This is a genomic window from Parapedobacter tibetensis (assembly GCF_024704835.1).
GTDB lineage: Bacteria > Bacteroidota > Bacteroidia > Sphingobacteriales > Sphingobacteriaceae > Parapedobacter > Parapedobacter tibetensis.
Map to the genome: position 1 here is coordinate 458,139 of NZ_JAMXBE010000001.1, position 21,353 is coordinate 479,491.

At 48.3% G+C, this 21,353-nt stretch carries 14 protein-coding genes; 4 read left to right on the plus strand and 10 right to left on the minus strand.

Features of this window, described 5'->3' with window-relative positions:
• Positions 1-13: 13 nt before the first annotated feature.
• Together NF543_RS01765 and NF543_RS01770 are read left to right on the plus strand one after the other, a co-directional pair.
• Entirely contained in the window at positions 14-1,162 is a 1,149-nt protein-coding gene (locus tag NF543_RS01765) for a TlpA disulfide reductase family protein (RefSeq protein ID WP_257666365.1), read from the plus strand.
• A gap of 155 nt (positions 1,163-1,317) precedes the next feature.
• The gene (locus NF543_RS01770; protein ID WP_257666366.1) at positions 1,318-4,068 is read left to right on the plus strand and encodes a DUF5695 domain-containing protein; all 2,751 of its coding nucleotides are present in this window, start codon (positions 1,318-1,320) and stop codon (positions 4,066-4,068) included.
• Here the strand turns inward: NF543_RS01770 and NF543_RS01775 are convergent.
• From NF543_RS01775 to NF543_RS01790, 4 genes are all read right to left on the minus strand, one after another.
• Complete coding sequence (locus NF543_RS01775; RefSeq protein WP_257666367.1) at positions 4,063-4,914, minus strand: SDR family oxidoreductase; 852 nt, start codon at positions 4,912-4,914, stop codon at positions 4,063-4,065. The two genes, NF543_RS01770 and NF543_RS01775, sit on opposite strands and share 6 nt — an antisense overlap.
• Before the next feature lie 102 nt (positions 4,915-5,016).
• On the minus strand, positions 5,017-5,673 hold the full coding sequence (locus NF543_RS01780; protein ID WP_257666368.1) for a TetR/AcrR family transcriptional regulator: 657 nt from the start codon (positions 5,671-5,673) through the stop codon (positions 5,017-5,019).
• Positions 5,674-5,769: 96 nt separating this feature from the next.
• Complete coding sequence (locus NF543_RS01785) at positions 5,770-7,254, minus strand: RNA-binding domain-containing protein (protein WP_257666369.1); 1,485 nt, start codon at positions 7,252-7,254, stop codon at positions 5,770-5,772.
• A 189-nt stretch (positions 7,255-7,443) separates the two neighbouring features.
• Positions 7,444-8,586, minus strand: coding sequence for an aminotransferase class I/II-fold pyridoxal phosphate-dependent enzyme (locus NF543_RS01790; protein ID WP_257666370.1), 1,143 nt, complete (start codon positions 8,584-8,586; stop codon positions 7,444-7,446).
• A 370-nt stretch (positions 8,587-8,956) separates the two neighbouring features.
• Between NF543_RS01790 and NF543_RS01795 the strand changes: the two genes are divergently transcribed.
• Positions 8,957-9,679, plus strand: a complete 723-nt coding sequence (locus NF543_RS01795; RefSeq protein ID WP_257666371.1) for a porin family protein — start codon at positions 8,957-8,959, stop codon at positions 9,677-9,679.
• Between the two features lie 86 nt (positions 9,680-9,765).
• Positions 9,766-10,392, plus strand: coding sequence for an IPT/TIG domain-containing protein (locus tag NF543_RS01800; protein WP_257666372.1), 627 nt, complete (start codon positions 9,766-9,768; stop codon positions 10,390-10,392).
• Between the two features lie 88 nt (positions 10,393-10,480).
• Here the strand turns inward: NF543_RS01800 and NF543_RS01805 are convergent, their stop codons facing one another.
• The 6 genes from NF543_RS01805 to NF543_RS01830 form a co-directional block, all read right to left on the minus strand.
• Positions 10,481-11,296: a helix-turn-helix transcriptional regulator gene (locus NF543_RS01805; protein WP_257666373.1), complete on the minus strand. Its 816-nt coding sequence runs from the start codon at positions 11,294-11,296 to the stop codon at positions 10,481-10,483.
• A 126-nt stretch (positions 11,297-11,422) separates the two neighbouring features.
• Positions 11,423-14,938: a PVC-type heme-binding CxxCH protein gene (locus tag NF543_RS01810; protein WP_257666374.1), complete on the minus strand. Its 3,516-nt coding sequence runs from the start codon at positions 14,936-14,938 to the stop codon at positions 11,423-11,425.
• A 45-nt stretch (positions 14,939-14,983) separates the two neighbouring features.
• The gene (locus NF543_RS01815; protein WP_257666375.1) at positions 14,984-16,117 is read right to left on the minus strand and encodes a Gfo/Idh/MocA family protein; all 1,134 of its coding nucleotides are present in this window, start codon (positions 16,115-16,117) and stop codon (positions 14,984-14,986) included.
• Between the two features lie 85 nt (positions 16,118-16,202).
• Positions 16,203-17,069 carry a sugar phosphate isomerase/epimerase family protein gene (locus NF543_RS01820; RefSeq protein WP_257666376.1) on the minus strand — a complete coding sequence of 289 codons (867 nt, stop codon included), beginning with the start codon at positions 17,067-17,069 and terminating at the stop codon, positions 16,203-16,205.
• Positions 17,070-17,103: 34 nt separating this feature from the next.
• Complete coding sequence (locus NF543_RS01825) at positions 17,104-18,648, minus strand: MFS transporter (RefSeq protein ID WP_257666377.1); 1,545 nt, start codon at positions 18,646-18,648, stop codon at positions 17,104-17,106.
• 169 nt (positions 18,649-18,817) lie between these two features.
• Entirely contained in the window at positions 18,818-21,124 is a 2,307-nt protein-coding gene (locus tag NF543_RS01830; RefSeq protein WP_257666378.1) for a TonB-dependent receptor, read from the minus strand.
• Positions 21,125-21,353 lie beyond the last annotated feature (229 nt).

Here is a 21,353-nt window from a genome sequence, read left to right on the forward strand (position 1 = left end):
ATAAATAATGAAGATGAATAGTAAATTATTAAATATGTTGCTGGTCGCATTCGCAGCCGGTACTGCCGTAGCCCAGGCACAGGAGGGCTTCAAGATTGCAGGCACGACACCTACTGCAAAAGATGGTTGCATGGTGTACTTTGATTACCAAGGTCTGGACGGCAGTCACAGCGACTCGACCATTGTTAAAGATGGTAAATTCGCCTTTGGGGGTGCGGTGACAGAACCCAATTTTGCCCGTATGATCCTAGACCATGAAGGGAAAGGAAAATACATGATCCAGAACATCGGTGACCGGTTGTATTTTTTCGTCGGTAACGAAAATTACCACATGGTCATTGCTGATTCCTTGAAGCGTGCCGACATTACCGGATCGCCCCTACACGACGAGTATGTTGCCTTCCTTGATGAGATCGGGGGATGTTTTATGGCTATTATGGATGAAGCCGGCAAAACCGCCGCTTCCATATCCAATGATGATCCTAAGTTTAACGAAAAAATGAATGCGCTGCGGACAAAGTATGACACCATCTTGGAGAATCGCAGGCAAAAGGAACTCGCGTACGCGAAGAATAACCCCAGCTCCATTTTCGCTGCCGAGGCCCTGCGTGATGTAGCCAACACCCATCCACTCAGTGAGATCGAGCCAATCCTGGCTAACCTGTCGGAAGAGGTACGCAACCTGAGCATGGCAAAAGGGTTGGCCAGCCGCATCGAAGCTGAAAAAACCATTCAAATCGGCAACATCGCTCCGGATTTCACGCAGTCGGATGTCGATGGCAACCCAATCAGCCTTTCAGACTTCCGCGGCCGCTATGTGCTGGTAGATTTTTGGGCAAGCTGGTGCGCCCCCTGCCGCGCCGAAAATCCCAACCTGAAAAAGGCGTATGAAAACCATAAAGACAAAGGGCTGGAAGTGCTGGCTGTTTCCTTGGATGACCAGAATACCAGGGGGGCTTGGTTGAAAGCCATCGAAACAGATGGGTTACCCTGGATCCATGTCTCCGATCTCAAAGGATGGAACAATGCCGTTGCCGTTCAATATGGCGTACGTGGCGTACCCCAAAACTACCTGGTAGATCCCGAAGGTAAAATCGTAGCTTCCAACCTGCGAGACGAACGGCTTCACACTGTGCTGGAAGAAGTATTTGGCAATCCCTAAACCTTGGTTTGCGATGCCCCCGCTTCAAACTTCTCTCGATGCTGCCATGTGTTCGGGGTTGTGGGACGCATCAATATCCAAGTAATATTAGCCAATATGTTATCGTTAAAATAAAAGCGCCTTAGCTACATTTGTTGTTCAGAAACATCACGATCATGTATATACTGAACACCAACTTTCTCCGACCTCTTTCTTTAACAGGCCTGGTATTTTGCATCACACTTTTGCTTCAGCTGCCATGCCTTGCCCAGTCACCATGGGAGCGTATTGCCCAGCGTCCGTCTACGTTGGGATTGGAACAAGGTATCGACGAACTCACCATACCGCCTTTCAAACTCAAGCTCGTAAAAGCCTCCCAAACAGTGGCAGGGCTTATCCCCGTAGCCGATACGGCTTTCGACTATACCCCTGATGAGCGGCTGGAGATGCGGGCAAAGGATGGCCTTTACCATTTGGGCGATATCAATTTCCGAATCAAAACCAATCAGAGCGAAGCATGGAAATCTTATTCCACCGCGACCAAAAGATCGCCGGTAGGCCCATTAGCCACTGCGGGCAATACCTTGGCCGCAGCTGATCTGGGGCCAACGTTACCTCCGGATGCTCCAATTAGCGTGACACGTTTTTGGGAATCGGTGGATGGTCAGCTGGTGCTACGCTTTGAATTGACGAACAAGACAGGTGGAGAAATCGAGATTGGATCATTGGGTATCCCTATGATTTTCAATAATATTCTGCAAGACAAACACCTGGATGAAGCCCATGCCGACAACGTGTTTTTCGATCCTTATATTGGTCAGGATGCCGGTTACCTACAAATCAATCGACTGCATGGTAATGGCCCCGTATTGTTGGTGCTACCCCATGAGAATGCGCCCTTCGAAGCTTACAATCCCTTGAACGACGATCCTACTCCCCGCAGCATTGTATTCGAAGGTTTCCACGAGTGGATGATCCATAGCAAGGCCCACGCGGAAGCCGAATGGAAGGGTGTGGAACAATGGAATGAATCGACTTCCACCCACCTCAAGGCCGGTGAATCCAAGAGCTTTGCCCTCAAGTTTGTCATGGCGCCTAGCATTCGCGAAATCGAGGGAACCCTCGCTACCCAAAAGCGCCCTGTGGCTGTTGGTATACCCGGCTATGTTGTTCCCCAGGATGTCCCTGCCAAGCTCTTCCTTCGTCACACCCATAAGGTAACGTCAATAACCGCGTACCCAGCAGATGCGCTGATCATCGAAAAAGGTAAGCAGGCCAAAAGTGGCTGGGCGAACTATACCGTCAGGGGGAAAAATTGGGGAAGGGCAAGGCTCACCGTCACCTATGCTGATGGCCTCAAACAAACCATCAGCTACAAGGTCATCAAATCCGAGGCGGAAGTGGTGGCTGATTTGGGTCATTTCCTTACCACTACACAATGGTATGAAAACGACAATGACCTCTTCGGCCGTTCCCCGTCCGTCATCAACTATGATTACGAGGCCAAGAAGCACCTCACCCAAGAGTCACGCGCATGGTATGCAGGGCTGAGCGATGAAGCAGGAGCCGGTAGTTGGCTTGCGGCCATCATGAAGCAGGTGCTGCAGCCCAACAAGACCGAGGTAGAAAAATTGAAACGCTTCGTCAATGAAACCCTTTGGGGCGGTATCCAGTACAACGAGGGCGAATTGCAATATGGTGTCAAAAAAAGTCTGTTTTTCTACGAACCCGATTCCATGCCTGCGGGCACCTACAGCGATACCATCAACTACCGTGGCTGGTCGGCCTGGCCTAAGAAGGAGGCAGACAACCCCGGACGATCTTATAACTACCCACACGTCACGGCAGCACACTGGACGATGTACAGGCTGGCTCGCAACTATGTGGGCTTGGTCACTGAAACACCTTGGCAAACCTCCCTAGAACGGGCATACCACACCGCCATGGCCATGGTGAAACATGCGCCGTACTATGCGCAGTTCGGCCAGATGGAAGGCTCCATTTTCCTGTTGGTGCTCAACGATCTTAAAGCGGAAGGACTTACCGACATGGCCAGCCAATTGGAAGCGGCCATGCGCAAACGTGCCGAGCATTGGCGTACACTGGCCTATCCCTTCGGCAGCGAGATGCCCTGGGATTCTACCGGGCAGGAAGAAGTATACTTATGGTCGCGCTACTTCGGTATTGACGACAAAGCGTTGGTGACTCTCAATGCCATCCTAGCCTACATGCCCACCCTACCCCATTGGGGGTACAACGGCAGTGCCCGCCGGTATTGGGATTTCGTGTATGGTGGCAAGCTTTCGCGCATCGAGCGGCAGCTGCACCATTATGGCTCGGCGCTCAACTCCATACCGGTGCTTACCCATTACCGAGACAACCCAGACGATTTTTACCTGCTCCGTGTGGGCCATGCAGGAGCCATGGGCGCACTAGCCAATATCACCGAAGATGGTTTCGGCCCGGCGGCGTTCCACTCTTACCCTGCTACATTGGCCATTGATGGGTATGCGGGCGACTATGGCAGCGGTTTTTACGGCTACACGGTAAACGCTGGCACGTACATCACCCAGCATCCCGAATTTGGTTGGGTGGCCTTTAGTGGCATCCTCACGCAAAAAGGCGCGTGGATAACCACCAAGGTAACCACCGCTTCGCAAGCCAAAATCTTCATCGCTCCTATCGGCCTATGGATTACCGCGGATGCCGGCCGTATCGAGGAGGTGGCCTACAACGAAAAAACAGGTGAGGTGCGCATCACCTTCGCCGGGGCCGATGCGCATACGTCAAGCGCTTATCTCCAGTTGGCCGCTACGTCCGAACATGCGAAATATTCCCTAGCTGGTTATGAAATAGACCAACGTGGACGGTATGAGGTGCCATTAACCGCAGCAAAGCAACTCATAACGGCATCCGCAGCATTATAAGCTGCGGATGTAATCACTCGTTTTAAACCGCGGGCGGCCAAGCAAGTTTTCCAATTGGTCGTCCACTGCGGAAAACTCACCGATGCGAATACTTGCCGCCATACTTGCTATGAAATCAATCTCGCTTTGGGGGAGCCCGGTTTTCCCTAACTCCTCTTTATACGCTTCAGAAGGGATATCATGATGAGTAGCATCCAAGCGTTTTTCCGATCTAAGCAGGGTCGCTATATCTGCGAAGGAAAAAGCTTCGTCACCAGTAATCCGGTAAGTCGCCTTATGATGCCCATCACCCGTGAGTACATTCGCTAATGCCTCGGCCATATCCGTCCGGGCAGCAAAACTGACCTTGCCTTCACCACTGGGGTAATAAATCTGGCCATCTTGTACGGCGCTGCCAATGAACATCGGAATGGTTTCCTGGTACATGCTGTTCCTAAAAAAGGTGTAGTCCAGCCCGCTGTCCTTGATCGCTTGTTCGGTAGTCGAGCAGATGCGGCCGGCACCGAACACCGCGTTGGGGCTAGGTGTCAGCGTGCTTGTATAGATAATCTTCTCCACGCCCGCCGCCTTAGCCGCTTTCACCACATTTAATTCATGTTGTTGCCCCAATGCCCCCGTAGCGGACGCTGAAATCTGCAGTAGCTTTTCCACACCCGAAAATGCCCGAACCAAAGACTCAGGATCATCGTAATCGGCCTGCCGAATTGCGATACCGCTGTCGCGATACGACGTCAATTTTTTCGGATCCCTTACCACGGCTACTACCCGGTTTGGATCCATTTTCTTTGTTAAATGGGAAAGGGTCAATTGCCCTAGATTTCCACTTGCTCCAGTTATTGCTATCATTTTTAAATAATTTATCCAGCAAAAATAAGGGTGATAAAGTGAGCAAAATTGAACAAAACCGACAACCACGTGTCAACGGATCGATAAACAATAGCCGTTTTTTTAATCCACGGGCGGCGAGTGAGATAAATCGCCATAGGCACAGTTCAAAACATGGCTTACGGCTTTTTGAATCCGTTTGAAGCCATCCGGTTCGTTGATATCAATTTCACAGAAAAGACTATCGGTTGCCTTAGCATGCAGTACCAAGTAGTATATACCACCCACCAATAAAGCTGCAATCGCCCGCAGGTCTACATCCTTTCCATCCAACTCCTTATCGGATAATGCGAAAAACGCCTTGCTTAGCTTTTCCCGTTCTTCGCAGACGTCGTACATGATTTCCGTACGCTCGCTGATTTGCCATAAAACGATTTTCTGCATTTCTTCATTATCATAGAAATACCGGAATTGGTTTAGGAGCAGCGTCTCCAATAGCTCTTTGGTGCCTTTACCACCGATTTCCTCTGCAAGGGTAGGTGCATTGCCAGCAGCAGCAACCCAATAGTCCTTTCCCTTGACATAGATTTCTATAAGGTTGTCTACCGTACCGAAGTATAGGGAGATTGCCCGGCGGCTCATCCCGGCAGCCTCTGCGATATTGGTTGCTGTCAATCCGGTGTATCCCTTGGTTTGGATGACCGTACCAACGGCATTTATAAGTTTGAGTTTCGATCGTTCCTTATCGTTGATTTTGCCCTGATATCTTTTCCTTGCCATAGCATTATAGTTTAGTAAGTGCATAAAGTTATGCATTACCATCTATTTTTTAACGATGGCTTATGGTTAAAGGTATGCCTAGGGGAGAAAAAAATGCTAAGCGTTTTTGGCAACCTCCCAGTATCCGCCTTTGTCAGGTCCGATTCTTTTGATAAGCCCTCCACGTTTTAGTTTATCCAGATCACGTTTTATGGTACTTCTGCTCACTCCCAAGCGCTCCCCTAAAGCCGCCCCTGAAATATAGGGGTCAGAAGCTATAAACGAAAGTATTTCATTGAGGCGTCTTTCTGGTTCATTTTCTGGTTCATTTTCTGGTTCATTTTCTGGTTCATTCGACAAAAAAGCAGGATGAATTGGCAACGTCGCTAAAAAACTCACCCGATTGACATCGGTTTCAAAAACCGGCTCAGGAGACCCGTTGTTCTTCATTTCGCGGTATATTTTCGGAAAACCTGTTCCCCGTCCTTCCGTCAGGTCTAACTCTTTCAGGAAATCCCCAATACGGCGATTCCTGTAATCCCGGCTTACCACTCGCCCCGATTTAAGCGTTTCATTGGTAATGGGAGGCAGCGGACCGGGGAAACTGAGTATTTCAATTTTATCGGGGTGTATATTGATTTCAATGCTGCTTTGGTGCTCATAGCTGCGATGATAATAGGCGTTAACAAGCGTTTCTTCTACGACCTCAAAGGGGAAATTATAAAACCGGTTGGCCTCAGCCCTACCTTTCACTTTCACCACTTTTTCAGCGATTACATTACTCTTGAGAAAATCCAGTGTAGTCCTTATCTGGCGATGAATGGGGCCTTTAAACGTATGCTCAGTAAATTCTGTTCCTGTATCGTCTCTGAACTGGATAACTTCTGTGATTGCTCCGCGAAAGAACTGATTGGGATTTGGGTTAAAGAACAGCAGGCCGGCATTTATTGGCCTTAGATATTCGGCCGGACCTTCAGCAATACGCATCCTGCGGCACAGGTCACCAAAAGGCATGGTAGTCGAAAGCTCAAACAAGTCGCTTTTTATTTCTTGCAGAAACTCTCTTATCAATCCCAGATCAAGGTCTTGCAGTGTGGCATGATGATTCACGCGATCGTCAAAGGGAACAGTAGCTGCCAATTCCATTAATTGTTTGACCTCGACATGATTCGCCTTTACGGTTGTCGATCCTCGGCGAATATAATACTGCTTAGTTCCTTTCACTGACCACGAAACGGGAGCTTTGTAAGGTCTTGTTTGCCCTCCAGGCACCCATATGATAAAAATGGTTTTACCATTAAATTCAACAGGTTCGGTGACTGGGGAATAAAATGGATCAAGGGTATTAGTAAGCCTGACCAGCTCCTTTTGTATTCTGTCAATCTGGTTAGCTTTTAATCCAACAGGGGGAAATACGGGCACACCCTCCTGCTCAGCAATTCCGATAATGATATAGCCTCCGCCCCAATTGTTGACATCGTTTGCGAAAGCACACATGGTATGCAATACATCCTCTGGATTCCAGCCTGTTTTGAATTCTATCCGGTCCCACTCGACGGTTTTACCGGTAATTAAATCGCGTATATTGATTGGGAGCGCCATCAGGTTCAAAAAATAAGCTACGCAGCAAATATGCGTATTTTTTCTCCGTAACAACGGCTTTTTTAACGGATTTAGCGCTTCGCTTAAATTTATTTCGCAGGGATAGCCGGAAGCTTATCAAAAGAAATTTGACGAAGGTGCAGCCAAAAAGAGACATAAAAAACTTATTCGATAAATCTTAAACAGGCTCTAAGCGTCTTTGGCTATTTTAAGTTTCCGGTTTACGTAATCGAATGCGTTGAGGGCCTTGTCCAAATGCTCGCGGGTATGCGTGGCCATAAGGCTTGTCCGTATACGGGCATCCTTTCGGGAAACTCCGGGATAGACGATGCAGTTGGCATATACCCCCGCATTGAATAACAACCGTGCAACTTTTTCAGTTTTATGGGCATCCCCTATTTTTATGGGTATTATTGGGGAAGCTGTAATGCCGATGTCCAATTTCATATCCAACAGGCCCTGTTTGTAATATGCGACATTATCCGCAAGTTTCTTGCGCCATTCGGGTTCCTCGTCTATCAGGTCAATGGCTTTAAGCAACCCCACAGCGGCGGGTGTGGATGTGGACGAAAAGACCTGCTGCCGCGATTGGAATCTAAGGTAGTTTACCATTTCAGGTTTGGCGACTATGAACCCACCGATGTGGGCAAAGGCTTTGCTCAGTGTGCCGGAGATAATATCTACTTCATCAAGCAGGTCGAAAAGCTCGATACACCCCCTACCCCGCTCCCCAATAACACCTATGCCATGCGCATCATCCACCATAAGATATGCGCCGTACTGTTTTGTCAGGGCATGGATTTCATCCATTTTCGCAAAGTCGCCATCCTGTGAATATACCCCGTCTATAATCACGAGACGCGTCAGGTACTTCGCTTGTGCATCGGCCAATGCTCTTTCAAGATGAACGAGGCTGTTGTGCGGAAACCGCTTGGTGTTCGTACCCATCAACCCTTCATACACTGAGGCGTGAACGGCCATATCCACGATGGCGCAATCATCACTTTTCATCAGAGCCAAGAGGGTTGAGCTATTGGCGGTATAGCCCGTGGTGTACACCAAGCAAGAGCCTGTTGGCCGACCGAAAAAATGTGACAGACTGTCTTCGAGTTGCACATGATATTCATGGTGACCACCTATAAGCGGGGATGCTCCCGCACCAGCGCCATATTTTTTGATTCCCTCAATGGCGGCAGCCTTGACTTTCGGATGTTGCGTGAAGTTAAGGTAATCATTCGACACCAAGCTGACACAGGTTTTCCATTCGTAGTAGTATGGCGACAGTACTTCCACAACAGGGCCGCAGCCTTTGGTGATAAAACGGAAGTTCATCTGGTCGTGTCCAAGCATGTGGTCGGTAAAATCTGCAAAAATTTATGCCCTCTGGAATGCGTCAAGGCCATGGATTTCTTCAAAATCCTTGAAACTTGCCTTTGTAAAATCAATGTTGTGGGTGGTCGGCATAAAACAGCAAATTAACTGATAATCAAATATGGCATAATATTCCCATTAGCGGGAATAATTTAAACCATTATATTTTTCGGTAACAGACAAATTACGACTACAATATCCCACAAGCGGGAATATTGTTTAAATTAGTGGCGTATATTATCAGTTGTTTTAATATCAAATTAATTATAGGCTTAAATAATAGCCACAACCAAGAATTACAGTGATTAATCACCAATAACAATCAAATCCTATGAAAAAAATTTATCACCGTAAGGCCATTATGAATTATAAGAAATTACTTTCCTTGCTTGCTTTAATAAATGTTGCCGAAATTTGTTGCGCTCAGATAGAATGGGATGTAAGAGCCGGCTTGAATTATTCCAATATTTCCGCCAAAGACCAGGACGGGAGGAAAGCAAGCACATCATCCGTGCCGGGAATATATCTGGGACTTGGCGCAGCCATCCATTTTTCCGAAGAGTTTACCCTTAGTCCCGCCCTTGTATACGCAAAACGGGGTTTTAAGCAGAAAGGATCATCACATATTGGTTGGGGCGATGATTTTGAAGCCAAGGTTTCGTATATTGAATTGCCTGTTGATTTCTTATACAGTCCGAAAATCGGCCCCGGTATGCTTTTGCTGGCGGTGGGGCCGTATGTGGGCTACGGAGCCGGAGGCAGATGGACAACGAGCGGAACCGTGCTGATTGGCGATGTCGTGATAGAGGGAAAAGGCGATATAGCTTTCCAAAACGACGCATCCCATAGCGCCGACATGAACACTCATGTTTTTGCGAAACCTTGGGATTATGGAGCACATTTCAAGATCGGATACGCACTTTTCAACCAATATTCCGTATCGTTTGATATGCAACAGGGCATAGCAGATCTACAGCCAAGATGGGCAGATTATAGACCCGAAAGTACGGTAAGAAACAGATCTTTCGGTGTGTCAGTCGGCTATAGGTTTTAGCTTGGTGGAATCGTTTAAATTGTCAGGGCTAGGTTGGTTGTCAGAACGTAAAGTTTGCCCCCAATTGACATTTAATTCACATTCCCATGTATAGATACTTTTTATCATTTGTTGTCTTAATTTCTTTCAGTTTTGTAAGTTGCGAAAGCGACCCGGCAGAACCCCTGGATCGGGAAGTCCATATTGAGGAAGTTACCCCAATGTATATGGCGGAAGGGGGAACGATTACCGTGAAAGGATATGGGTTTACCTCAATAGAATCGGAAAACAAAATCGAGATCAACGGAATACCGGCAGATTTCAGAATCCGTGTGGGTGAGGCCGAAGTGACTGTTCCTGACGGAACATTCACCGTAAACCCGTATGAGGCGACAATTGTGTTTGAAAATATCAGCGGTAACCGGGATACTGCGGTTTTTTATTACGAAAAGTATCCACGGGTATATGAATTCCATCCGGCACGGGCTTATGTCGGCGAGACCATCACCATCGAGGGAGACTACCTGGACACAAATACGAACAACACAGAGATATTGTTTTCCTCAAGTACCTCAGAACTTATCAGCGCAGAGATTGTAAGCATGGATAATTACACCATCGATGTCAGGGTGCCGGCCGGGGCTGAGTCAGGTTCGGTCTATTATGTTACCCGAATGATCGGGGAAGAAAAAGTGGTGTTAAGAGACCTCGGTTCACTGACGGTCAAAGAATAAGCGCAGTATAATACACCGCAAAGTTTCTACCGAGGTGCGACGGCCATGTGCATTTCCAGTTTGGCGACAATGAATCTCCAAACTGCGACTATCCGATGCGTTGGGGAAAATTCGGCAATGTTTCGATGAGTGTTTTGCGGTATTGCTTCGGCGAAAGGTCGGTAAAGGCTCTAAAGGTGCGGATGAAGTGCGATTGGTCTGCATAGCCATGGGCAAAGGCCACTTCGGTGAGGCTGTCAAACCGGCCGGTGCGGATGTGTTCGAGGGCCGACTGGAATTGACATATACGCGAGAACAATTTAGGGGCGATACCGACCGCTTGCTGGAACTTGCGTTCGATACCCCGTTCAGAAATGCGCAAGTCACCCCGTAATTCCCGCAGGCTCAGCAGCCCATCTGCCCGCTGTATCTGCTTCATTGCATAAACGGCTTCCGCATCTTGCTTGGCCTGATTTCGTAACACGCACTCATACAGATAGTCGCCCAGCAGTGCCACCCGTGCATCCATACGCCCGGTGTTCAACAGGCATTCCACCAGTGCTTTTCCTTTAAAGCTATCCAATAGGCAGAGATCTACACAGCCATCCGTAAGCTCATGGGCATCAAGTCCGAATATCGCTTGCAGGGCATTCGGAAAGAAAAATATCCCGACAGTGCGAAAGCGGGCCGACATTGCGATTTGGGTTGGCTTCACCGACTGTCCGTAGATATAGGCTGTTGGCAAATTGCGCTCCCCCTGCTGGGCTTGTACACCATCGATCTGTTGAAATATCAGCCCGGGTGAACCATCTGCCACCGTTGTGAATGCCACGTTCCGTTGCGGATCGCCATTGCTTTCCAGCGACCAGAAGTACTGGACATAGGGCGTCAAGACCAAGGGCGGGGCGATTATCCTGTACTCCATTTTCCAAAGATAATGAGAATCTGAGGAATGTTACTATTTGTAAATCACTCCTTATTAATAGTGACTATCTACCGTTGAAAGGCACAAACAAGGTCGGGGCATGGCTGTAGATGCCCCGACTGTATGCTATTTCGTCACCGTCATCACCCCGTGCATGATGCGCCAATGTCCTGGGAACGTACACACATACGGATATTCCCCCGGTGTGGATGGCACCGTAAACGTCAGTTCGTATCGTTCTTCCGGATTAATCAGTGGCGTACTAAACAACACGTCTGGCGTACTGGGGATATATTGCATTTCCACACCGTTCGGTTGCTTGGCCAAATCGTCCGCGGCCTGTCCTACTTTCTCTAAGGTTCCTGGTTTCAAGATCAAGAGGTTGTGCTGCATATGGTCGGGGTTTTCAAATATGATTTTCAGCGTTTTGCCAGCCTTAGCGGTAAAATTGGTGACATCATACTTCATCTCTCCCACGATCGCCTTTATGGTGATCTCTTCATCGGCCACCAATGCCTCGCCTTTCTCTTCCATCTTCGTGTTTACGATGACCAAGCGTACATTCTCCAATCTTCCGGAGAAATGGAAATCATCTGGATAATCCCCCACATTTTGGATTCGTGGCGCATTCCGATCCCACTGCCGTTGTCTATTGTGTCCTACACGGATAAAGCCCCCCGGCAGTTCGGGAAACAAACCCGCGCTTTTACCTTCCGCAACTTGTTTGCCATCGATGGACAAGGTCATGTTTCCTTCCGCGAGCAGGGAAGCTTTCACCTTAAATTCCGATGGCAACGAGTCTACGGAATTGATGATGGTTTTCCTTCCTTTTTGGTTTACTTGAAAATATACCTTACCATCTTTGAGAAATACCGCATATCCATCGCGGTTATCCCCATGTGACATCAGCACACCTTCCGATAAAATACGGCGCATTTCGGGTCTTTTTACATCGGCTACAAAACTGATCTCTTGATTGGTGAAATCCGGTATCTGCCGGCCCCCTATCGTGCCTCCGCGTTCGGTACTTAATGGTAGGACCACCATCTTGTCTCCTGCAACAATACGTTCAACCAATGATCCATCAGTGTTCGACAAATCGGGATGCCCATATTTTTGGTGGTATTCGCCAAGGAACGATTGCCGATGTACGGCACCTGCAATCAGCAATGCATGGGAAACCCATTTATCTCCCACATTTTCCGCTTGCTGTACGGCATCAAAAATCACTTTTCCAGTTTCCACAGTGGGTGCGGCATCTGAAAGGGCTAAGAAGCCTGCCAAAAGGACGCGCAAATCGTCGTCGCTCATGACGCCCGATGAAATAAGTTGTTGGATGACTTCCGGTTTGCCGGTAGGCAATACCTGAATGGCTGCCTTCCTCACCCCGGGAGCAGGATGCTTCAAGGCATCAATGACCACAGCGAGACTTTTTTCATCTGAGCCATCGAGCAGACCTAAACCATGCAGTGCCCAAATCGCATGCATGGCCGCTCCATTAACGTTCACTTCATCTGTTGATTGGTCAGCGATCAGTTTGTGTAAACCGTTGGCTGCATTTTTATCGGCCGACTCAACCAGCAACCGCTGTGCTGTCAACCGCCAAAACATATTATCGCTTTTCAGCGCGCTGACCAACGTGCTTGATTTATCTGCATTTAATGTATAGGGCTTGTATCGCTTGGCATCCTCGTGTACCAACCGGTATATACGTCCCCGTGTATTATCCCGCAAGGGATCGATGTAAGCGTTGCCTTCCCCATTTTCAAAGCCTTCAGGAGTGGGGTTATGCTGGATGATGAAGTTATACCAATCAAGCACCCAAAGCGAGCCATCTGGCCCAACCTTGGCGTCTACTGGCCCAAACCAATTGTCCGAGCTGGCAATCACATTCCAGCCGTCTCCCTTTTCCTTAAATCCGGCGCCCACTTGCTCCAAAATATGGCGGTGCACCAGCCTTCCCGTAGGTTCGGAAATGAACGCCACCCTGTTCCAGTATTCCTTGGGGAAAGACCGTGCAGTATAGAGGCTATGGCCGGCCGCGGCGGTAAATCCACCGTGCACATCCACTTGGCGAAGTTCCTTGGTAAGCACATGCATGCCATAATGGGCGTCAATCTTTTCGATACCTCGCTCATTGAGGTTCGCCTTTTCGTAATAACGAGCAGGTATGGCAAAAAAGTCGCTATGCTCGTTATTAGCCGTAGAAATGAACACATCAAATTCTTCCGAAAACCCAAGCCCCCATGTATTGTTGGAAGTAGGCCCGAGGTATTCGAAATGCTTCGCTCCGGAATCAAAGTGGTATACACCTGCCCCAAATTTGAATTGCTTTCCACCGACTACGCCTTCAAATCCAGAGTAACCTACGGTACCCCAAATTTTGTTATCCAGCCCATACCGCAGATTAGATGGACCGGCATGCGTATCAAAGGTACCCCATCCGTCGATTAATACTTCGCGCACATCAGCCTTGTCATCCCCGTCGGTATCCTTGAAGAACAAAAAATGTGGCGCTTGGGCTACGATGATACCCCCATTGGCAAACGTAAACGCTGTAGGGATATTCAGCCCATCCGCAAATACGGTAAACTTATCCGCTTTGCCATCATTGTCGGTATCTTCACAGATCGTAATCCGGTCGTCGCCTTCTCCCTTATCATTCCTTATGGTATTCGGGTAATCAACGGTTTCGACAATCCACAACCTTCCTTTTTCATCCCAATCCATTGCAATGGGCTTCCTGATATCCGGCTCACTGGCAAAAAGTTCCAGTTTGAACCCTACGGGTACCTGCACCAATGTTTGGGATTCTTCTGGGGTAAGGGGCAATTGATATTTCGGAGCGGGATCACGCCGCTCATAATTAGGCATTTTGGCCTCTTCGTAGGTAGGTTGTGCAATGCTGAAGCCTTCCAACTTCTTTACGGCCTCATCACCTATCGCCCACATGATGCCATTCTTTACCAGCTTCAAGAATCCCGGATTTCTAAATGTCCGTTCATCATGGCCGAATGCGGTGTAAAATACCCTTCCTTTGCCATATTCCTTTACCCATGTATAGGGTTCCCGATGGGTGCTATCTACGCGTTCCATCAATACCTCGATGTCGTCGGCAATAAGATCATGTACGTAGGTTTCATCCCATTCGGTTTCGAAAGGCTCCACCCCCTCCATTGCGGGATGGTCAGGCTTTACGATCTCAGCGGAAAACGCACCGCCGCCATGGCTCTTGAATTGCCCACCGATAAGGGCGACCACTTCCGGCGAATTGCGGAAGCAGAACGAGGCGGAATGCAGGGGAATGAAGCCCTTGCCCGAAGCCACATAGTCCAGCAACGCTTTCTCCTGTCCTGGAGAAATGGTATCGTGGTTGGCATAGAGTATCAAGCCATCGTATCGATGCAAATCATCCCTCATAAGGTCGTCAGGATCGGTCGAATAGGTAATGTTTATACCTTCTGGAAAATATTCCTGTGCGAATATTTCAGCCAGTTTTTCTGAATCATGGTGCTTGCTCTCATGGCCTAGGAAAAAGATCTCTAGCCTTCTAGGCCCTTCATCCTTGCGCTTTTGGCTATTGCAGCTCAAAAGGAACAAAGGAACCATCAATAGCAGCAAGTAGTTGAATAGCTTGTTCATTTTATTGTTTGATTGACGTTTATCGATTTAAAAAATAGTAGCCCATCATTTATTCCCCAACGTAAAATCCGGCAACCGGATGATTTCACCACCTTTCAGTGCAGATTCATGGGCCAAAATACCGACACACGTGATGTTGGCGGATTGGCGGGCATTCGGGAACGGTTGACGACCAGCCACTAACGCGCTGATAAATTCATGAACCAGATGGGGATGGGAGCCTCCGTGGCCAGCTCCTTGCGTAAAGGAAAGGTGTTGGTTATCATCCTCATCATAAACCCCGCCAGTAGTAAACCGTTGAATGGGTTCCGGCAATAAATGGGCATAATCCGGGCATTCGACTTCTTGCGGGATTTCGGACTCTGGCTTCTTGGCCGTATGGACAATCAGGGGCTGGCCTTCAATCAAAGGCCATTCTACAGCTTTCTTTGAACCGTATACCTCGAAGCTCTCCCGATACTGCCGGGCTGTGTCAAACAACGAACGGTACACATGGGCGCTTAAATCTGAATCCTTGAATTTGATATGAGCCGTTTCTACGGCAAAAGGCGAATTATAGTGATGATGTAGCGCTTCGCTAATGGTGCCGGATCCAAAGCACGATACATATTCGGCTTCATTGCGGGTGAGCCCCAACACCGGCCCCACACAATGCGTGGCATAATGCATGGGCGGCAAACCTGGCCAATAGTTAGGCCATCCGTCCATATCCTGCTGGTGGCTTGCCTTCAGGAACTGAACCTTGCCCAATTCCCCATTCTCATACATCTCCTTCATGAAGAGAAATTCTCGGGCATATACCACGGTTTCCATCATCATGTAGGTCAACCCCGTCTCTTCCACCGCTTCAACCAATTGCCGGCATTCTTCCACGGTGGTGGCCATCGGCACCGTACAGGCCACGTGCTTGCCGGCCCTCAATGCCTTCAGGGATTGTTCCGCATGGTTGGGGATGGGTGTATTGATGTGTACCGCATCAACTTGCTCGTCCTTCAGCAATTCATCGTAGTCTTGGTAACGTTTTTCGATGCCAAACTCATCACCAATTTTATTCAGGCTGTCTGCATTCCGTTGGCAAATGGCATACATATTGGCATTCGGATGTTTTTGGTAGATCGGGATAAATTCTGCACCGAAACCAAGCCCGATAATCGCCACATTAATCTTTTTTTCATTCATAGTTATTACTTACTTTTTGTTGTTGAACGCGGATGACACGGATTAAACTGATGATCACTGATTTATCTGTGTCGTCTGCGTTCCATTAATTACCTGTTATCCATTTTTTCAAAAAAACATTCCCGTCACGTGCGAATGCGTCCTGGTCATCAGCCAAGTTACGCCAAATACACACCGCGCCTGCCAATTCCTTATTTTCAGGTGTGAAGCTTTCTATCGATACCGTACCGGTATAGCCAATGCCCGTCAAACCACCGTAGTAAGCATCCCAGCTCGCATTTCCTGTGCCTGGCGTTCCTCGGTAATTTTCAGACACCTGTACATGGATGAGCTTATCACCTGCTTTACGGATGGCCTGTTCGGGATCGGGTTCCTCGATATTCATGTGGAACATATCTAAGCATACCTTCGCCGCCGGGTGGTCGATGTCATTGATAAGGCGAAGCACATCGTCGACGTTGTTCACCAAATCCGATTCAAAACGGTTCAACGGCTCCAATGCGATGTCAAGTCCTTTCGAAGCTGCCATGTCACAGACCGTGCGGAGGTTCGTTACCGCCCGCTGCCATTCGATGGCCCGCTGATCGGGCGAAACCATACGCGCTTTTCCCACGGCCGAATACATGGGGCCTGCGAAAAACCCAGCGCCAAGCGCCGCCGTGATCTCCAGGCATTCCGCGATGTATTCCAACGCATTTCTTTGCAGGCTTTCATCATCGCTCGTCAAATCCCTGGTACTACCAAATGCCCCGCAGATAACCACCTCCAGGTTGTTTTTCTGTAATTCCTGCTTGATTGCTTGCACATCTAGCAACTTCGGGTCTTCCACCGCGATCTCTATGGTATCATACCCGAATGCTGCAGCTTTGCGAAACAACTCCGCGGCCTCTCCCGTATGAAATGGCGATGTCCAAAGCCAGGTGCTTACGCCTAGTTTTACGTTTAATGTCATATAAAGAATAAAGTTAACTAATGGGCACCCTAATTTATGTATCTGAAGCCGTGTAATCCAATACTTTGGCCTTATATCCACCCTTTCGTTTGAAATAGAGGATCAGCAACAAATAAGCGATAAGCATGATGATCGGAAACACGACGATATCCCGCAATGCAACCTTTTTTGAAGTCTCCTGTATAGCTCCTATTGTCTCTTTATCGTCCTGAGGGGCTTTCTCGTATTTGTCAAAATCAAGCGCTCGGTAATCGCCAAATAAACTTGTTTTCTCTTCTGTCAGGTAAGTATCATACAGGGAAGTCTGATGCTCCACGTCATACTTGGCGATATTGGTATCTGCCCGTTTATCCTGCAGGAATCCCAACACTCCTGCGCCAATCACCCCCGCACTGATCATGCCCAATCCAGCGATGACATTCAGCGTAAGTGCTCCGCCTTTCGGGAATTGCTCAGACACAACACCTAGCATCAGTGGCCACAAGTAGGATTTGCCAAAGGCATAGATGGTGGCCGCTATCAAAATTGAAACGCCCACCGAAAAGGATAAATAATACAGGCCTATCGAAGCGACGAAAGCACTTAAGGCCAACAAGCCCAAAGGCGAAATACGGTGGATGATGGAACCTGAAAACAGCCTCATGACTAACATGATGGCCGATGTGTAAACCAGTACCCAACCACCTTGCAGTCCCAGCTTTTCCATTTCTGAAGCCATCAAACTACTGATCCAGCTATCTGTACCCAGTTCTGTAATGGCCAAAGGTATCATCACCAATAATAAAACAATAAATAGTGGACGTCCCCAACTTTTCACATACAATCCATAGCCTATGGCGATAATCAACGTGGCGATAATGCTTACCCAAGTTCCCCATCCGAATACTTCACCCAACTGGAATACCACCAAGGCCGTAATCAACAGTGCACCGATACCCCCCATTTCCTTTAACATCTCCAGGTAAGATACCCCGGCTTGCACCCGTTCGTTGGCGGCAAACTTTCGTGTAACCATCATTCCCCCATATAACAGGGTAGGGATGAATATCAATCCAATTTTCAGCTCCCAAGCGGTTTCAGGGCCCCAAGCCAAGGCTAGCAATCCGCCCAATACCAAACCTCCTGGCCATCCTGCATGTAAGATGCTCAGCCATTTCGTTTTCTGCTTCGGGAACATCGTGGCAACAACGGGATTCACAACGGCTTCTACAATACCATTGCCCAGCGCCATCATGAATGTGCCGACGTACAACATCCAATACCCCGTGGCGAAGATGGTAAGTAAAGCCGAAGCCACGTGGAAAATAAATGCGAAAGCCATGGAAGTTTTGTAACCTATCTTATCTACGATCAAGCTGAACAACACAATGCTGATGGCGAAAGGCCATAAGCCTACACCTGCTATCTCACCCAATTGGGTCTGTGTCAACTGGAACTCTGCGCCCCAATCGGTAAGTACAAATGCGCGTAGCACAAACCCAAAGGAAGTGGCTACCAATGCAAAGACACAGGCATAAAATAACAGCATATCCGGCTTATCTTTGGATATTTTTGCAGCTTTGGGAATCTCTTCTGACATAACTTGATAAATTGTTTATAATATTTGGTTGTATTGCATGGCTAAGATAGGTTTTTTAATCCTCACCGCCACACCTATTAATTAACAAATGCTGACTGTATATTATCTTATTTATGGTCGTTTTCTTAAATTAATGGAATAATAGTCTGGTTTTCCCAAGATAATCGGACTATAATCCAAACCTCTTCCTCACCGTCACCCCATAGGTAACAGGCCGTCCAAGATGCACCGCACCGAAATCATACGCATAATCGGCATAGCGTTTATCCGCAAGATTCTGCCCCCAGAGGATGAGCTCATAACCTTGTCGACTATATCCCACATTGGCGTTAAGCAAGCTATAGCCCCCTTGTTCCAAGGTGTTTTCCACGTCAAAATATTGATGGCCTAAGAATTTACCATAAACCCCCAGTTGGATGTTTTGCCCACCGGACATTCCCAAGGGGATGGTGTATTGCCCGCCTAAAAAGCCCGTCCATTCCGGGGTGAATACCGGACGGTTGCCTTCCAACTGCACATTCCCATCTTCGCCAACGGTATTCAAGTCCAGGTAGCGTGCATGAGTAAACGCGGTGTTTCCCCATAAGCTCAAATTGGGCACGATACGTACTGCGACCTCCAATTCAACGCCCATGCTTTCCATGCGGCCTGTATTTTGGGTCACGGTAATGGCATCCGGCAACAGCAGTGTGGGCACCTGCGCGTCATTTACTTTGGTATAAAAGGCTGCGAGGTTGAGCTGGATACGCTGGTCAAGGAACGTATTCTTGGAGCCGATTTCAAAGTTATTGCTGTACTCCGGATCAAACGACCGCAGGGGTGCCTCTCCGGGATCGGAGGACAGCTGGGAAATGCCTCCCGCGCGGAAACCCCTGGCATAACTTCCGTAAACATGATGCGTTTCATCAAATGCATACTTAAGGCTGGCGCTTGGTGTAATCGCATTGAAATCGGCCGATGCCGAAGTATCTGCCTGGGTGACCATGAGCGGCCCACCATCCGGCTGGAATTCGCCCTTACCTTGCTGCTTTACGTACTCGTAATCATACCTCAGCCCTATCTGCAGCTCCAGCCCATCCACGATGTGATAACCCGCTTGCCCAAACACGGCAAGGCCTTTGCTCTCCCCGGTATTCGTCAATATACTGGTCGCATTGGGAGGCGCGCCCATGAGAGCGGCATCCGCCCCAAAATGCGTTCCCTGTTTTACCGGGCTGTCTTGGTGAAATAAATAAGCTCCTGCGGCCCAGTTAAACGGCGATTCCTTAGCGGTCGCGGATGACAGCCTTAGCTCCTGCGTGAAGACCTTCACGTTGTTCCAGTCTTTGCCGTAGTCATTGATTACGGATATCGCGTCTAAAGGCGAGAAGTCCCCATCGATAGGGTCTTCATAATATCGGTAATTGGATTGGAAGGTTGTTTGTGAGCTAAAATTAAGCGCATCGCCAAAGTGGTTGATGGAGAGTGATGCATTACGCGATTCGTCCTTCATTTTAGTCTTGGCATTCTGGTTCAAGTGGAATGGTGTTTCAAAAGCATTGTCCATTCCCATGACCAATGGGAATGCGCCTTGATTACGGTTGGAAACGTGTTTGAAGTTCAATGTCATGGCCCACTTGGGATTAAGCAGGTATTTTAGGTAGTAGTTGCCAAACACGTTGTGCTGCTGGTCGTAATGCGTGTCGTCAAAATCGTTGGTATAGAATCCATCCAGCTTGTTGAACACACCCGAGGCACCAAAAAACAGCTTATCCGCAACGATGGGTGCACGAACGCCCAACACGTATCGCTGTTGACCATGGTTTCCTAAATTCGCCTCTGCGACTCCATTAACGTTGTTCGTCGGCTGTTTGGTGATGATGTTAATCACACCCGCCATGGCATTGCGCCCATACAATGTGCCCTGCGGACCGCGCAGCACCTCTATCCGTTCCACATCCTGCAAATATGGGATGTAAGTGTCCAATCCGAATTGGTTTACCCCATCCAGGTAGGTAGCCACCGCTTGGTTGTAGGAGGTGGTGGCTATCCCACGTATGGAAGTCACGTTCCGGTTGTCGCCGGGGTTGGCAATATTCACGTTGGGCACCAAAGCTGTTATGTCCATGACGTTCCAGATGTATTGATCTTCGACCTGCTTGGCATTTACAACGGATAGGCTAGCGGGAATATCTTGCGGATCGCTTTCCATTTTGTGGGCCGTAACAATGGCCTCATCCAATCGGTTGCTGATGCCCGATAGCTGAATATCAAGGGAGATATCCTGGTTCAGTACGACTGTCCGGTTTTCAGTGGCATACCCGAGGGCGCTTATCCGGATTATATGCGAACCATATGGGACACGCTCAACTAAAAAATTACCCTCCTCATCGGTTGACGTAGCCAGGTTGGAATTTAACAATTGTATACTGGCACCAGAAATGCCTACACCCCCTTGATTGGCGACCTTCCCTTTAATGGCCGCATATTGTGCCATGGTTGTGGACGAACAGATTAAGAGCATGAGAAACAACAAATAACGAAAGGTAATCTTCGGGCAAATGAGATGCATGGATATGGTTATTGAACGTGAATGAGTGAACGCTAGTTAATTTAATCAATGTAATCACTATGATAATGGGGCCGAATTTACTACAAAAAAAGCTTGAAACCAACAAGGCCATACTGTGGATTTCAATATGGCCTTGTCATTTTTTTGAGACATG

What these genes read in the sequence shown, in the direction of transcription:
- NF543_RS01820 (WP_257666376.1), bottom strand. Translation starts at nt 17,069, where the DNA reads ATGACATTAAACGTAAAACTAGGCGTAAGCACCTGGCTTTGGACATCG.
- NF543_RS01780 (WP_257666368.1), bottom strand. Translation starts at nt 5,673, where the DNA reads ATGGCAAGGAAAAGATATCAGGGCAAAATCAACGATAAGGAACGATCG.
- NF543_RS01795 (WP_257666371.1), top strand. Translation starts at nt 8,957, where the DNA reads ATGAAAAAAATTTATCACCGTAAGGCCATTATGAATTATAAGAAATTA.
- NF543_RS01790 (WP_257666370.1), bottom strand. Translation starts at nt 8,586, where the DNA reads ATGAACTTCCGTTTTATCACCAAAGGCTGCGGCCCTGTTGTGGAAGTA.
- NF543_RS01765 (WP_257666365.1), top strand. Translation starts at nt 14, where the DNA reads ATGAATAGTAAATTATTAAATATGTTGCTGGTCGCATTCGCAGCCGGT.
- NF543_RS01825 (WP_257666377.1), bottom strand. Translation starts at nt 18,648, where the DNA reads ATGTCAGAAGAGATTCCCAAAGCTGCAAAAATATCCAAAGATAAGCCG.
- NF543_RS01830 (WP_257666378.1), bottom strand. Translation starts at nt 21,124, where the DNA reads ATGGCACAATATGCGGCCATTAAAGGGAAGGTCGCCAATCAAGGGGGT.
- NF543_RS01770 (WP_257666366.1), top strand. Translation starts at nt 1,318, where the DNA reads ATGTATATACTGAACACCAACTTTCTCCGACCTCTTTCTTTAACAGGC.
- NF543_RS01800 (WP_257666372.1), top strand. Translation starts at nt 9,766, where the DNA reads ATGTATAGATACTTTTTATCATTTGTTGTCTTAATTTCTTTCAGTTTT.
- NF543_RS01805 (WP_257666373.1), bottom strand. Translation starts at nt 11,296, where the DNA reads ATGGAGTACAGGATAATCGCCCCGCCCTTGGTCTTGACGCCCTATGTC.
- NF543_RS01785 (WP_257666369.1), bottom strand. Translation starts at nt 7,254, where the DNA reads ATGGCGCTCCCAATCAATATACGCGATTTAATTACCGGTAAAACCGTC.
- NF543_RS01815 (WP_257666375.1), bottom strand. Translation starts at nt 16,117, where the DNA reads ATGAATGAAAAAAAGATTAATGTGGCGATTATCGGGCTTGGTTTCGGT.
- NF543_RS01775 (WP_257666367.1), bottom strand. Translation starts at nt 4,914, where the DNA reads ATGATAGCAATAACTGGAGCAAGTGGAAATCTAGGGCAATTGACCCTT.
- NF543_RS01810 (WP_257666374.1), bottom strand. Translation starts at nt 14,938, where the DNA reads ATGAACAAGCTATTCAACTACTTGCTGCTATTGATGGTTCCTTTGTTC.